This is a genomic window from Kitasatospora sp. NPDC090091 (assembly GCF_044747365.1).
GTDB lineage: Bacteria > Actinomycetota > Actinomycetes > Streptomycetales > Streptomycetaceae > Kitasatospora.
This window is the reverse complement of the sequence record NZ_JBIVDY010000005.1, coordinates 122,982-135,885: the sequence shown is the minus strand read 5'-3', so window position 1 is coordinate 135,885 and position 12,904 is coordinate 122,982. Positions and strand designations below refer to the sequence as shown.

Annotated in this window: 13 protein-coding genes; 9 read left to right on the top strand and 4 right to left on the bottom strand. The window is 74.4% G+C overall.

The window, feature by feature from the left end; all coding sequences use genetic code 11:
* Positions 1 to 48: 48 nt before the first annotated feature.
* The 5 genes from ACIPSC_RS10480 (at position 49) to ACIPSC_RS10460 (ending at position 6,235) form a co-directional block, all read left to right on the top strand.
* Entirely contained in the window at positions 49 to 1,260 is a 1,212-nt protein-coding gene (locus ACIPSC_RS10480; protein WP_400824657.1) for a sensor histidine kinase, read from the top strand.
* Positions 1,257 to 1,907 (top strand): response regulator, encoded by a 651-nt coding sequence (locus ACIPSC_RS10475; RefSeq protein WP_400824656.1) that lies wholly within the window; start codon positions 1,257 to 1,259, stop codon positions 1,905 to 1,907. Before ACIPSC_RS10480 ends, ACIPSC_RS10475 begins: the two co-directional genes overlap by 4 nt.
* A 179-nt stretch (positions 1,908 to 2,086) precedes the next feature.
* A complete protein-coding gene (locus tag ACIPSC_RS10470) occupies positions 2,087 to 2,956 on the top strand; it encodes a 3-hydroxyacyl-CoA dehydrogenase family protein (protein ID WP_400824655.1) in 870 nt (289 codons plus the stop codon).
* A gap of 373 nt (positions 2,957 to 3,329) precedes the next feature.
* A complete protein-coding gene (locus ACIPSC_RS10465; RefSeq protein WP_313765559.1) occupies positions 3,330 to 3,674 on the top strand; it encodes an STAS domain-containing protein in 345 nt (114 codons plus the stop codon).
* 251 nt (positions 3,675 to 3,925) lie between these two features.
* Positions 3,926 to 6,235, top strand: coding sequence for an ATP-binding protein (locus ACIPSC_RS10460; RefSeq protein WP_400824654.1), 2,310 nt, complete (start codon positions 3,926 to 3,928; stop codon positions 6,233 to 6,235).
* Between the two features lie 21 nt (positions 6,236 to 6,256).
* Here the strand turns inward: ACIPSC_RS10460 and nucS are convergent, their stop codons facing one another.
* Entirely contained in the window at positions 6,257 to 6,916 is a 660-nt protein-coding gene (nucS, locus tag ACIPSC_RS10455; protein WP_400824653.1) for an endonuclease NucS, read from the bottom strand.
* A 485-nt stretch (positions 6,917 to 7,401) separates the two neighbouring features.
* On the opposite strand from nucS, the gene ACIPSC_RS10450 reads away from it, so the two are divergent.
* Entirely contained in the window at positions 7,402 to 7,794 is a 393-nt protein-coding gene (locus ACIPSC_RS10450) for an SCO5389 family protein (RefSeq protein WP_400824652.1), read from the top strand.
* 106 nt (positions 7,795 to 7,900) lie between these two features.
* Here ACIPSC_RS10450 and ACIPSC_RS10445 read toward each other — a convergent pair whose 3' ends face one another.
* Complete coding sequence (locus ACIPSC_RS10445) at positions 7,901 to 9,193, bottom strand: LLM class flavin-dependent oxidoreductase (RefSeq protein WP_400824651.1); 1,293 nt, start codon at positions 9,191 to 9,193, stop codon at positions 7,901 to 7,903.
* Between the two features lie 227 nt (positions 9,194 to 9,420).
* Between ACIPSC_RS10445 and ACIPSC_RS10440 the strand changes: the two genes are divergently transcribed.
* On the top strand, positions 9,421 to 9,744 hold the full coding sequence (locus tag ACIPSC_RS10440; protein WP_400824650.1) for an ATP/GTP-binding protein: 324 nt from the start codon (positions 9,421 to 9,423) through the stop codon (positions 9,742 to 9,744).
* Between the two features lie 47 nt (positions 9,745 to 9,791).
* Here ACIPSC_RS10440 and ACIPSC_RS10435 read toward each other — a convergent pair whose 3' ends face one another.
* Together ACIPSC_RS10435 and ACIPSC_RS10430 are read right to left on the bottom strand one after the other, a co-directional pair.
* Positions 9,792 to 10,559, bottom strand: coding sequence for an ABC transporter permease subunit (locus ACIPSC_RS10435; protein WP_400824649.1), 768 nt, complete (start codon positions 10,557 to 10,559; stop codon positions 9,792 to 9,794).
* Position 10,560: 1 nt separating this feature from the next.
* The gene (locus tag ACIPSC_RS10430; RefSeq protein WP_400824648.1) at positions 10,561 to 11,601 is read right to left on the bottom strand and encodes an ABC transporter ATP-binding protein; all 1,041 of its coding nucleotides are present in this window, start codon (positions 11,599 to 11,601) and stop codon (positions 10,561 to 10,563) included.
* A gap of 93 nt (positions 11,602 to 11,694) precedes the next feature.
* Between ACIPSC_RS10430 and ACIPSC_RS10425 the strand changes: the two genes are divergently transcribed.
* Together ACIPSC_RS10425 and ACIPSC_RS10420 are read left to right on the top strand one after the other, a co-directional pair.
* Positions 11,695 to 12,489, top strand: a complete 795-nt coding sequence (locus ACIPSC_RS10425) for an alpha/beta fold hydrolase (protein ID WP_400824647.1) — start codon at positions 11,695 to 11,697, stop codon at positions 12,487 to 12,489.
* Positions 12,490 to 12,518: 29 nt separating this feature from the next.
* Complete coding sequence (locus ACIPSC_RS10420) at positions 12,519 to 12,839, top strand: hypothetical protein (protein ID WP_400824646.1); 321 nt, start codon at positions 12,519 to 12,521, stop codon at positions 12,837 to 12,839.
* The last annotated feature ends 65 nt before the right edge of the window (positions 12,840 to 12,904 follow it).

Genomic DNA, 12,904 nt, shown 5'->3' with positions numbered 1-12,904 from the left:
TCCGCACTCCCGAGCCGGGGTCCGGTCCGGGGATGATCTGATGGGGTCGTGCGCAGACCGACACTCACCCCTCGGCAGGAGGACCGGGCGATCGCGCTCTTCGGGTTGCTCGGAGGGCTGCTGCTGATCGCCCTGAAGGTGTACGACCACTCCTCGGCGATCCCGCGCTGGGCGCCCGTCCCGACGCTGCTGGTGATGGCCGCGCTGGAGCTGGTCCGGCGCACCCGGCCGGTGCTCACCGCGACGGTCGGCGGGTTCGCCTTCGGTGCCAGCATCTTCACCGGCGCCCTGCTGGCGACCAGCCTGATGTACACCGACCTGCTGTACGCCGCGGTGCTCTACGGCACCCCGCGGATGTCGCGGATCCTGCACCTGACCGGTGCGGCCTCGGTGCTGGTGCTCTCCACACTGGTGCTGGTCTACAGCGACGCCTCCAACGCGGTGGCCGTCGTGGTGCTGAGCACGCTGATCTACCTGGCGCCGGTGTGGACCGGCGACCTGGTGCGCAAGCACCGCGAGGAGGCGGACACCCAGCGGCTGCGCGCCGAACAGACCGCGCTGCTCTCCGAGATGGACCGGCGCGAGGCGGTGAGTGCCGAACGGGCGCGGATGGCCCGCGAGTTGCACGACGTGGTGGCCAACCACCTGTCGGCCATCGCGATCCACGCCACCGGCGCGCAGTCGGTGGCCCGGCGCCGCCACCGGCCCGAGGACGACCCGCTGGTGGAGGCGCTGGGGGTGATCCGGGAGAACAGCGTCCAGGGTTTGGCCGAAATGCGCCGCATGATCGGGCTGCTGCGGGACAGCGGAGGGGGCGAGGCCGACGAGTCCTACGCCGCGCCCGACCTGCAGGCCGTCGACGCGCTGCTGGCCAAGGCCCGGGCGGCCGGCCAGGACGTCGGACTGGACTTCGAGCTCACGGAGAGTGGCGAGCGGGGTGAGCTGGCCGTACCGGTCGGGCTGGCCGCCTACCGGATCGTGCAGGAGTCGCTGACCAACGCGCTCAAGCACGCCGGCCCGGGCCGGGTCCTGGTCCGGCTGGACTACCGGCCGGAGGAGCTGCGGATCGCCGTCGACAGCCCGTACCGCAGGGGAGCGGGCCAGGAGCTGCCCGGCGCCCGGGCGGGCATGGTGGGGATGCGGGAGCGGGCCGGGCTGCTCGGCGGCAGCTTCGCGGCCGGTCCGGAGGGCGACTGCTGGGAGGTGCGCGCGGTGCTGCCGCGCGCCCTGGTGACCGAGACCAAGGAGGGGCGGGCATGACGATCCGGGTGCTGGTGGCGGAGGACCAGGCGGCGGTGCGGACCGCGCTGGTGATGATCCTGCGGGCCGAGCCGGACCTGGAGGTGGTCGGGCAGGCCGCGGACGGCGAGGAGGCGGTGCGCCTCGCGCTCGAACTCAAGCCCGACGTGGTCCTGATGGACGTGCAGATGCCCCGCCTGGACGGGGTCTCGGCGACCCGCCAGGTGGTCTCCGCCGGGGCGGCCCAGGTGCTGGTGCTGACCACCTTCGACCTGGACGAGTACGTCTACGGCGCGCTGCGGGCCGGAGCGGCCGGGTTCCTGCTCAAGGACCTGGAGGCGGACACCCTGGTCGAGGGCATCCGCACGGTGGCGCGCGGGGACGGCATGCTGGCCCCGTCCGTGACCAGGCGGCTGATCGGCACCTTCGCCCGCCCGGAGCGCACGGTCGGGCCCGCGGTGCGGGAGGCCGTGTCCGGCCTCACCCCGCGCGAGCGGGAGGTGCTGGCCTGCATCGGTGCCGGGCTCTCCAACGGCGAGATCGCCGGGCGGCTGGCGATGGCGGAGGCGACCACCAAGACGCACGTCAGCCGGATCCTGGCCAAGCTGCAGCTGCGCAGCCGGGTGCAGGCGGCGATCCTGGCGCAGGACATCGGTCTGACCATCTGATCGACCGACCTGCTCGTCCGACCGGGTCGGTCACAGATCACACTCCCGGTTGGCACCATGCCGCGCCGATCGGCACTAAAGTCGCGCGGTGAGCGATGCGGCTCGTAGTGGGTGACCCCTGCGCTGAGCCGCCTTCAGGGCCCGCCCGCAGGGCGGCGACGGCATCGGGAGACCCAGCCATGAGCAATGCGTCCAGCCAGCAGATCGCCGTGATCGGCGCCGGCCTCATGGGAGCCGGCATCGCCCAGGTCTCCGCCCAGGCCGGCCATCCGGTGGTGCTGCGGGACGTGACCGAGGAGGCGCTGCAGCGCGGCCTCGCGGGCATCCGCGCCTCGTACGAGAAGTTCGTCTCCAAGGGCAAGCTGTCCGCCGAGGACGCCGAGGCGGCGCTGGGCCGGATCACGACCACCACCGACCTGGGCGCGGTCGCCGAGGCCGACATCGTGGTCGAGGCGGTCTTCGAGCAGCTGGAGGTCAAGGAGGGCGTCTTCCGGGAGCTCGACAAGCTGGCCAAGGACGGCGCAGTGCTGGCCTCCAACACCTCGGCCATCCCGATCACCCGGATCGCTGCCGCCACCCAGCGCCCCGAGTCGGTCGTCGGCGTGCACTTCTTCTCCCCGGTGCCGCTGATGAAGCTGGTCGAGCTGGTCCGCGGCTACAAGACCAGCGACGAGACGCTGGCCACCGTCCGCGCCTTCGCCGAGGGCGTCGGCAAGGAGGTCGTGGTGGTCAACCGCGACGTCGCCGGCTTCGTCACCACCCGCCTGATCACCGCGCTGGTCGTCGAGGCCGCCAAGCTCTACGAGTCGGGCGTGGCCACCGCCGAGGACATCGACACCGCCTGCCGGCTCGGTTTCGGCCACCCGATGGGCCCGCTGGAGACCGCCGACCTGACCGGCGTCGACATCCTGCTGCACGCCGCCCGGAACATCTACGCCGAGACCCAGGACGAGAAGTTCGCCGCGCCGGAGATCATGGCGCGCATGGTCACCGCCGGTGACCTGGGCCGCAAGAGCGGCCGGGGCTTCTACCCGCACCCGGCCAAGTGACCCACCGGGGCAGGTGACGCGGCGGGCCGCGCGGTCGCAGGACCGTCCGGCCCGCCCCGCCGGGGGCGGGTGAGTTTCCTCACGCCGGGTGCCGCAGACGGGTGATTTGGGCGGTAATCGAGCGTAGGTGTGGAGAGTACCTGCGTATATTCCCTCGGACGAGTGAAGTTGCTTCAGATCTGGCCGGAACCAGCAACCTGCGGAGCTGGTTCCCCGTCAGATGAGGGGGAACCCGGCCCGGGCTGACGACGCCGCGGCCGGTCCCGGGCGCGGGGCTCGAAGCCCGCCCGGACGGACACCGCCCGACCCCGAACCCGGCACGGCCGGGGCGGGCCGACCTGTACCAGTGACCCGCCAGGCGGAGGAGGAGACCATGCGCATCACGGGCGACCACGCGGCGCTGGCCATCGAAGGCCGCCTCGACGTGCGCACCGCCGCCGACGCGCGGGTCCGGCTGCACCAGGCCGTCGACGGCGGGCTGGGGGACCTCGTCCTGGACCTCGCCCGGCTGGAGTTCTGGGACGCCACCGGCCTCGGCGTGATCATGGGCACCCACCGGCGGGCCGGCCGGATCGGCCGGCGGCTGGTGCTGCGCTCCGTCCCGGCCCAGCTCCAGCGGCTGCTGGTGGCCACCCGGCTGCACCGCATCCTCGCGGTCGAGGGCGTGGTCGCCGAGGCCCGCGGCGCGACCCTGCCCGCGCTGGGCCCGGCGCTCTAGACCCGTCTCGGACCTCCCGCAAACCCTCCCGCAAACCTTCCTGCAAACCCTTCCGACAACCCTGCCGCCGGCCCCGGACCGCCTTCGGGGCGGGTCCGCCCTGCACGCGTGCGAGCGGATGTGCAAGAGTCTGCCGTCAGATGAACGGCCGCCGGGCCCGGGAGCGGCTCCCCGGCCCACCGCCGGGCGGCGTGCCCGGCCCGGGTGCGGCCGTTCGCAGTGGTCGGCAGGACAAAGGGGCGGAGCAGATCGTGGGACAGCCATCCGGTGAGTTCCGGCAGGAGGCCGTGCGCACCCGAGGCGGTGAGCTGGTCTCCGGCGGCCTGCTGGTGACGGTCGGCACCCCGGACGGCTCCGAGGTCCGTCCCTGCCCCGAGGAGTGGCGCCCGCAGCCGCGCCGGATCGGACGCAGCGAGCCCGCCCGCGGACCGGTCGGCGGCCCCGGCCGTGCCGTCGGCCCGCTCGCCCTCGGCGCCGGCCCCGCCGACCTGCCGCTGCTCGACCGCGAGGCGGACGTCGCCCAGCTGCTCGGCCTGCTCGCCGAGGGCCGCTCGGTACGCCTGGTCGGCCAGGCCGGCTCGGGCCGCAGCGCCCTGCTCTCCGCCGTGGCCGAGGCGGCCGGCGACCTCGCGCCCGGCGGCGTCGTCCAGCTCTGCGGGCACCGCCGCACCGCCGCCGACCTGCTCCAGGACCTCTTCGCCGCCACCCACCACGCCCCCGGCTTCCGCCCCGACCCCGGGCAGCTCGCCGAGCACCTCGCCCGGGTCGGCGCCGTCGTCGTGATCGACGAGGTCGAGCCCACCGGCGCCGAGCTGGAGCAGCTGCTCGCGGCCGCGCCGGACTGCGCCTTCCTGATCTCCGCCGCGCCCGGCAGCCCGCTGCTGCCGGCCGACTCCCGGCTCCAGGACCACCCCGTCGCCGGCCTCTCCCGGGCCGCGTGCCTCGCGCTCGCCGCCCGGCAGGCCGGGCGGCCCCTGGACGCGGCCGAGAAGGCCTGGGCGGTCGACCTCTGGTTCGAGTCCGAGGGGCTGCCGCTGCGCTTCGTCCAGGCCGCCGCGCTGCTGCGGCAGCGGGACGTCGCGGTGGACGCGCTGGTGGCGGCGGAGGAGGACCGGCTGGACGTCTTCGGCGCGGTCCGGGCGCCGGTCCACGACCCCGACCCGGCGGTCCGCGAGGGCGAGCTGCGCGGCAGCGTCCCGCTGCCGTCGGTGGCCGAGACCGCCTCGCCGGCGGTCCGGCTCGCCGAGGGGCTGAGCGAGCCGGCCCAGGCCGTGCTGCGGCTCGCGGTGGCGCTCGGCGGCGAGTGCCCGACCGCCCCGCACCTGCCCGCGCTGATCGACGTCGGGCAGGGCGAGAGCGCGTTGCACGAACTCGCCGACGCCGGGCTGGCGGTGTCCATCGGCGGCCACCACCGCCTCACCGCCGGCGCGGTCGAACTGCTCGCCCCGCACTGGCCGGCCCGCGGCTCCACCGACGGCGCCGCCCAGCACTTCGCCTGGTGGGTCGGGCACAGCTCGGTCTCGCTGGAGCAGATCGCGGCCGAGGCGGAGGTGGTGATCGGAGTCCTGCTGGCCGACCGGACCGCCGGCCGGCATGCCTCCGTCGTCCGGCTGGCCCGTGCGGCGGCCCCCGCGCTGGCGCTGGCGCTGCGCTGGGGCGCCTGGGAGCGGGCGCTGCGGCTGGGTCTGGAGGCCGCCCGCGAGACCGGTTCCCGGGCCGACGAGGCCTGGTTCCACCACGAGCTGGGCGTGTTCGCGGTCTGCGCCCAGGAGCCCGGGCGGGCGACGGCCGAGCTGGAGGCCGCACTGGCGCTTCGGGCCGCCGTCGGCGAGCCGCGCGGGGCCGCGGCCGCCCGCCGGATGCTCGACCTGCTGCGCGCCGAGGGGCGGCAGCTGCCGTCCGGCGAGCCGTCCGCCCCGGCGCCGCCCCGGCGGCCCGTCATCCGGGCGATCGCGCAGGTGCCGTGGCGCTTCAAGACGACGCCGGGCACGGTCGGGCGGACCCGGCGGACGGTGGTCGCCGCCTCGGCGGCGGTGCTGGCGATCGGGGTGCTCGGCACCGCGGTGGCCCTGACCGTGGCCGGCCCGGAGGAGCACCGGGGCACCGATCCGCACAGCAGCTCGGACGACGGCACCGGCGTGCCCGCCGGGCGGCCGTCGCCGCGGCCGAGCCTCAGCCCGGCGGCGGGCGCGACGTCCCCGGAGAGCCCGGGCGAGTCGCCGACCGCGGACGCGACCGAGCCGGAGCCCTCGGCGAGCACGAGCGGGCCGTCGCACTCGCCGTCGGCGTCGAAGAAGCCGAGCAAGTCGCCGACCGCGGGCGAGACCGCGACCGCGCAGCCGTCCACCCCGGGCCAGCCGGTCCAGCCGCCGGTCGTGCCGCCCGTGCAGACCCCGGTGCAGCCGGGCCCGCAGCCGCCGGTGACGCACGGGCCGGCCCCGAGCCCGAGCTCCACGCCGACCACGCCGTCCACCTCGCCGTCGGCGAGCGGCAGCCCCTCGGGTACGCAGCCGCCGTCGGGCTCGCCGAGCCCGACGGCGCCTCCGACCACCTCCCCCTGAGGGATCAGGGGGAGGCCCCGGTCAGAACAGCTTCAGCTTGTCGTCGTCGATGCCGCGCAGCCCGTCGTAGTCCAGCACCACGCAGCCGATGCCGCGGTCGGTGGCCAGCACGCGGGCCTGCGGCTTGATCTCCTGCGCGGCGAAGACGCCCTTCACCGGGGCGAGCAGCGGGTCGCGGTTGAGCAGCTCCAGGTAGCGGGTGAGCTGCTCGACGCCGTCGATCTCGCCGCGCCGCTTGATCTCGACGGCGACCGTGGCGCCGTCCGAGTCGCGGCAGAGGATGTCGACCGGCCCGATGGCGGTGGGGTACTCGCGGCGGATCAGCGACCAGCCGACGCCCAGCACCTCCATCCGGTCCGCCAGCAGTTCCTGCAGGTGCGCCTCGACGCCGTCCTTGATCAGGCCCGGGTCCACCCCGAGCTCGTGGGAGGAGTCGTGCAACACCTCCTCCAACGTGATGATGAGCTTCTCGCCGGCCTTGTTCTCCACCGTCCAGACCCCGTCGGCCTCCTTGAGGGCGCACGGCGGGGACATCCAGTTGAGCGGCTTGTAGGCGCGGTCGTCGGCGTGGATGCTGACGCTGCCGTCGGCCTTGACCAGGATGAGCCTGGTGGCGGAGGGCAGGTGGGCGGAGAGCCGACCGGCATAGTCGACTGAGCAGCGGGCAATTACGAGACGCACGGTCGACCACGCTAGCCCACCGGGGCCACTTGATGCGATTCCGCGACGACCGGGTGAAGAATCCGCGAACCCCGCCACCATGGGAGCCTCGGCGATCCGGCGAAGGTGCGTCGGCACCCTGGCGCGCGCACCCATGGGCGGCTACCGTGTGTGACGGCATGCTCGCAGGTGCGCTGTCAACGGGGATGGAGACTTCAGATGAACGATCCGACGGTATCCGGCCAATCTGGTGCACCGAGGCGTATTTCCGGAGCAATCCGAAGGAACCACCGGCCTGCTTCGCCCCCGACTGCCACGCTGTTCTGAGCGGCCGGCGCTCCCGACGCGTCCCCGGACGCGACCCGGGCACCGCCGCCTTCGCACGATGCCGGAAACAGCCGCCCGACCGCGTTCCGGACATCACGCGCGATGACGCCCACCACCCTCAGCTGCACTTACGCATCACCACCCGGGCGCCGCGCGGGTGGACCGTGAGAGGAGAACCCATGTCGCTCGACGTCTCACCGGCCCTGCTGGAGAAGGCCGAGCGGGGCGAGGTCGACGAGCGCGAATTCGTCGACTGCGTCCGCGTCTCCCTGCCGTACGCCTGGGAGCTGATCAGCTCCCTGGTCGCGCAGGCGAAGGTCGACGGCACCGACTTCGCCGACAACCAGGTACCGCCGCCCAGCGAGCAGGCCCGCGGCCAGCTCCTCCGGGCCCTCGCCAGCGACGCGATCCGGGGCGCCCTGCAGCGCCACTTCGGTGTCCGGCTGGCCTTCCAGAACTGTCACCGGGTGGCGGTGTTCCTGCCGTCGGACGCCAACCGGCCGCGGTTCGAGCGCTTCACGTCCGTCCGGGAGCAACTGCTGAACCAGTCCGACGAGCTCCGGGACTGCTGACCGGCCACCGGGCCCGCCGCCCAGCGGGCCGGACCGCCGACGGGCCGCCCCGCTCCCCTCGACGGGGGCGGGGCGCCGGTGCTGGGGCCCGTCTTGTGAATGAGCCCTAACCCAGCTGCGGCAGGACCTCGGAGCCGAGCCGGGCGATGTTGTGCAGGGTCGCCTCGCGGTCGCCGCTGCCCTCGGCGAGCAGCGCGAAGCGGCGGATGCCGGTCCGCTCGGCAGTGGCCAGCAGCCGGTCGGCGCACTGCTTCGGGGTGCCCACCGCGTGCAGGTCGCAGAGGAGTTCGGTGTACTGGTGCGGGTCGCGCATCTTGCGTTCCCGGCCGTCGACGGTGCGGTGTGCGCCGAGCCCGTACTCGAACCAGCCCGGCATCGACCGCAGCAGGGTGTCCCGGGCCGTCGCGGTGCGGTCGTCCACCTGGGCCACGCCGGCCGCGACGTGCTGGCGCTCGACCCGGCGCAGCTGCTCCTCGCCGCGCCCGGCGGCCCGCCAGGCCTCCCGGTACAGCTCCAGCATCTGCAGCTTGTCGTCGTCGCCGGAGTGCATGCCGAGCAGCATCGGCAGCCCGCGCTCGGCGGCCAGCCGGACCCCGCCGGGGGAGGTGCAGGCGACCACCACCGGAGGTCCGGCCACCGGGCGCCCCGCGGCGGTGAGTTCCCCGCCGGCGTCGTCCGCGTCGGCGTCCTTGCGCTGACGGGGGAAGCGCAGCAGTCCGGACTGCTCGCCGAGGCCGAGCCAGGTGCCGAGGTCCGGCCGCCGCGGCGGCTCGGTGGCCCGCGGCACCACGGCCACCTCGGGGAAGCCGAACTGCGGGCCGTCCGCGCCGACCCGGGAGCCGCGCAGCCACCGCAGCAGCAGGTCGAGCCGCTCCGGGAAGCCCCGCTCGAAGGCGTCCACGCCGCTGCCGAAGACGTCCAGGTCGATCCACGGGCCGCCGCGGCCCACGCCGAGGGTGAACCGGCCGCCGGAGGTGAGGTGCAGCAGGGCGGCCTGCTCGCCGAGCGCGACCGGGTGGGCGGTGGAGAGCACGCTGACCGCCGTGCCGACGCCGATCCGGCGGGTGCGGCCGAGCAGCAGGGCGGCGAGCGTGGCGGCGTTCGGACAGACCCCGTACGGGACGAAGTGGTGTTCGGCCAGCCAGACGCTGTCCAGACCCGCGTGCTCGGCCTCCACGGCGGCGCGGACAGTGCGGTCCAGCGCCTCGCCGTGGGTCTGGCCGGGGAACTGCGCCGAGAGCAGGAAGACGCCGACGCGTACCGGGGCGGTGTCCGCGGGCAGGGCGGCGGAGCGCTGCGGAGCGGGCACCGGGGTGCCGGGGGCGGCGGTCACCGGGCCGGCGGGCGGTCGGACCCCGACGGGCCGACGGGTCTGGGCACGGGCGGTGGTCTTGGTCATGGGTGGCCTCCTCGGGTGCGCGCAGGGTCTGCGGTCCCCGCCTGTCCCCTTGTGAGTAACCGATGTCATGTGCCAATGGCACGCGGAACCACGAATTTCACAGAAGAACGGGTGGATATCACCGGAAACACCGGAGTGTCGGGCGATGCCGTGATAGGGGCCCTGGGGAGAAGTCAACGGCCGTAGGCTGGAACGGTTCCGAGCCCCCCGAGAGAGGTAGCACCGACGTGTCGCCCCGCCGCAACCGGATCAAGAGCGCCGCCGATCGCGAGCCGGCGGAGCAGGCCGCCCCGCCGGGCGGCTCACTGCGCCGCACCGAGAACTACCGCGGCGACGACTGGGTGGTGCAGACGGTGGCCGGCACGGCCGGACGGCACTACCGCTGCCCGGGCTGCGACCAGGAGATCCCGCCCGGCGTCGGCCACGTGGTGGCCTGGCCGATGCACGGCGCCGGAGTGGACGACCGCCGGCACTGGCACCGGGCCTGCTGGGGCGCCCGCGAACGCCGGGCCTCCAACCTGCAGCGCGGACGCGGCGCCCCCCGGTACTGACGCGGCGCCCTCTGGGGTACCAGGGAGCGCCGGGTCCGGACGGCCGGTCAGGCGTCGCGCTTCTTCAGCACCAGCGCGCCGCCGGCCAGCGCGGCCAGCGTCCAGGTCAGGCAGATCGCGAACCCGGCCCACGGGCCGTACGGCTGGCCGTGCTGCTCGTAGACCAGCAGCATCCGCGAGCCCGCGTAGTCCGGGAAGTAGTGGGCCAGCGTCTTGACCTTCGGCACCGCCGAGAGGATCGGCGAGAGCAGGAAGAAGAACGGCACCAGCACGCCGAGGGCCAGCGTCTGGTTGTGCAGCATCGCGGTGACGCCGGCCGAGAAGAGACAGAGCATCGTCAGGTAGAGCGCGGCGCCGAACACCGCACGGAGCACGTGCGGCTCGGTGAGGCTGGTGGAGTGCTCGCCCAGCAGCGCCTGGCCCACGAAGAACGTGATGAACGCGGTGACCAGGGCGACGGCGAAGGCCAGGGCGCCGAGCACCACGGCCTTGCCGGTCAGCAGCGTGCCGCGCTGCGGGACGGCGGCCAGGGTGACCCGGATCATCCCGCTGCTGTACTCGTTGCCGATCGCCAGCACGCCGAAGACGATGATGGCCAGTTCGCCGAGCATGATGCCGGAGAAGGCCGTCCCGGTGGCGTCGAACGGGGTCTCCTCGCCGCGCCGGAACTCCGCGAAGTTGTTGTTGGTCAGCAGGGACAGCAGCGCGCCCAGGCCGACGGTGACGACGAAGGCGAGGGCGAGCGTCCAGACCGTCGAGCGGACGCTGCGGATCTTGGTCCACTCGGAGCGCAGGATCGCCGGGAAGGACGCCATCTCAGTTCTCCTCCGTGCCGCGGGCGGCCGGCTGCCGCGCCGCACCGCCCTGCCAGTTGGCGCCCCAGGCACCTGCCCCGCCCGCCCCGCCTGCCCCGCCCGCCCCGCTTGCCCCGCCGACCGCGTCGCGGCCCTCGCCGGCCCCGGCGTGGTACTCCACCGAGTCGGCCGTCATCTGCATGAACGCCTCCTCCAGGGAGGCCTGTTGAGGGCTGAGCTCGTGCAGCACCACACCGTGGGTGGCGGCCAGCTCGCCGAGCTCGGCGAGGTCCCCGTCGACCACCTCGTACGAGCCGCCCGGGCCGGGCTCGTGCCGGATCCCGGCGCCGGCCAGCACGTCCAGCAGCCGCTCGGGCTGCGGGGTGCGCAGCCGCACCGCGGAGCGGGAGTTGTGCCGGATGAACTCGGCCATCGGCATGTCGGCGAGCAGCCGGCCCTTGCCGATGACGACCAGGTGGTCGGCGGTGACGGCCATCTCGCTCATCAGGTGGGAGGAGACGAAGACGGTCCGGCCCTCGCCGGCCAGCCGCTTCATCAGGTTGCGGATCCAGAGGATGCCCTCCGGGTCGAGCCCGTTGACCGGCTCGTCGAACATCACGATCTCGGGATCGCCGAGCAGCGCCGAGGCGATGCCCAGGCGCTGGCCCATGCCGAGCGAGAAGCCCCGGGCGCGCTTGCGCGCGACCGAGGTGAGGCCGACCAGGGCGAGCACCTCGTCGACCCGGGCGTTCGGGATGCGGTTGCTCTGGGCCAGCCAGAGCAGGTGGTCGCGGGCGGTGCGGCCCGGGTGGACCGCCTTGGCCTCCAGCAGCGCTCCGATGTACTTCAGGGGCTCGCTGAGCTGCCCGTATCTCCTGCCGTCGAGGGTGACCCGGCCGGCCGTGGGCCGGTCCAGGTCGAGGATCATCCGCATCGTGGTGGACTTGCCCGCGCCGTTGGGCCCGAGGAAGCCGGTGACCACCCCCTGCGGTACCCGGAAGCTCAGCCGGTCCACGGCGAGGGTCTTCCCGTAGCGTTTCGTCAGGTCGTGCAACTCGATCATTCGCGCTCCCTTACTCTCCGTCAGGCTATGACAAACCGGACGGGGCGGCCCGCTGAGTGGGCCCGCCGGGCGCACCGGAATACGGTGGGCCCCATGACCCAGCTCCCCTCCGCAGTGTCCGTCCGCGAGAGCGGTTCCGGAACACCCCTCGTGCTGCTGCACGCCTTCCCGCTCGACGCATCGATGTGGTCCGCCCAACTGGACGCCCTGCCCGGACCGACCGGCCACCGGGCCCGGGTGCTCGCCCCCGACCAGCGCGGCTTCGGCGGCACCGAGCTGGGAACCGGCGAGCCCTCGCTGGACGCGGTCGCCGACGACGTCGCCCTGCTGCTGGACGCGGCCGGGGTCGAGCGGGCCGTGGTCGGCGGCCTCTCGATGGGCGGGTACGTCGCGCTGGCCTTCGCCCGCCGCCACCCGGACCGGCTGGCCGGCCTGCTGCTGGCCAACACCAGGGCCACCGCCGATGCCGAGGCGGTCCGCGCCAACCGGGAGCGGATCGCCGCCGCGGTACTGGCCCGCGACAGCGTCCAGCTGCTTCTCGACGAGAGGACGGCGGCGAACCAGCTCGGCCCGGACTCCGGGCACCTGGTCGAGCGGGTGCAGAAGATGGTCGCCGGGGCGGCGCCGGCCGCGGTCGCCTGGGCTCAGCGGGCGATGGCGGCCCGGCCGGAGGCCCTGGACGTGCTGGCCGGACTCCGGGTGCCGGCCTCGGTGGTGGCGGGGGAGCAGGACGGCCTGGTGCCGCTCTCCGAGGCCGATCTGATGGTCCGGGCCCTGCCGGACGCCGAGCTGACCGTCATCCCCGGCGTGGGTCACCTGAGCGCGCTGGAGGCGCCCGAGGAGTTCAACGCCACGGTGTGCCGACTGCTGGAGCGGGTGGCGGGGTGAGCGGGCGCAGCGGGGAGCGGGGCGGCGGGATGAACGAGCACAGCGGGGAGCCGGGTGCCTGGGACTTCTCGGCGCTGGAGGTCACCGGGCGGATGCCCGTCACCAACCGCGGGGAGCACCTGGTCGAGCTGACCCTGGAGCCACTCGGCGAGGACTACTGGCTGCGCCCGGGGGAGACGTTCATCGTCACCTCGTACGGGGACTACGGCTCGGGGCACCCCTTCGAGGTGCAGTACTGGCCGGACTCGGTGTCGGTCTGGTGCACCTCGTGGTTCGGCACCGTCTCGGACGACGACGGCAACCAGCTCAGCTGCGGCCACCAGCGGCCGGACGGCGCCTACCCGCGCTGAGGCGCGGCGGGCCGGCGGACAGCGGAACGGGCCCCCGCCCCGGGAGGGGTGGGGGCCCGTTCCGC

Excerpts from the sequence above, each read along its gene's own strand:
- ACIPSC_RS10475 (WP_400824656.1), top strand. The coding sequence starts at position 1,257 with ATGACGATCCGGGTGCTGGTGGCGGAGGACCAGGCGGCGGTGCGGACC.
- ACIPSC_RS10450 (WP_400824652.1), top strand. The coding sequence starts at position 7,402 with ATGTCGCTCGACGTCTCACCGGCCCTGCTGGAGAAGGCCGAGCGGGGC.
- ACIPSC_RS10425 (WP_400824647.1), top strand. The coding sequence starts at position 11,695 with ATGACCCAGCTCCCCTCCGCAGTGTCCGTCCGCGAGAGCGGTTCCGGA.
- ACIPSC_RS10470 (WP_400824655.1), top strand. The coding sequence starts at position 2,087 with ATGAGCAATGCGTCCAGCCAGCAGATCGCCGTGATCGGCGCCGGCCTC.
- ACIPSC_RS10445 (WP_400824651.1), bottom strand. The coding sequence starts at position 9,193 with ATGACCAAGACCACCGCCCGTGCCCAGACCCGTCGGCCCGTCGGGGTC.
- ACIPSC_RS10465 (WP_313765559.1), top strand. The coding sequence starts at position 3,330 with ATGCGCATCACGGGCGACCACGCGGCGCTGGCCATCGAAGGCCGCCTC.
- ACIPSC_RS10435 (WP_400824649.1), bottom strand. The coding sequence starts at position 10,559 with ATGGCGTCCTTCCCGGCGATCCTGCGCTCCGAGTGGACCAAGATCCGC.
- ACIPSC_RS10420 (WP_400824646.1), top strand. The coding sequence starts at position 12,519 with ATGAACGAGCACAGCGGGGAGCCGGGTGCCTGGGACTTCTCGGCGCTG.
- ACIPSC_RS10430 (WP_400824648.1), bottom strand. The coding sequence starts at position 11,601 with ATGATCGAGTTGCACGACCTGACGAAACGCTACGGGAAGACCCTCGCC.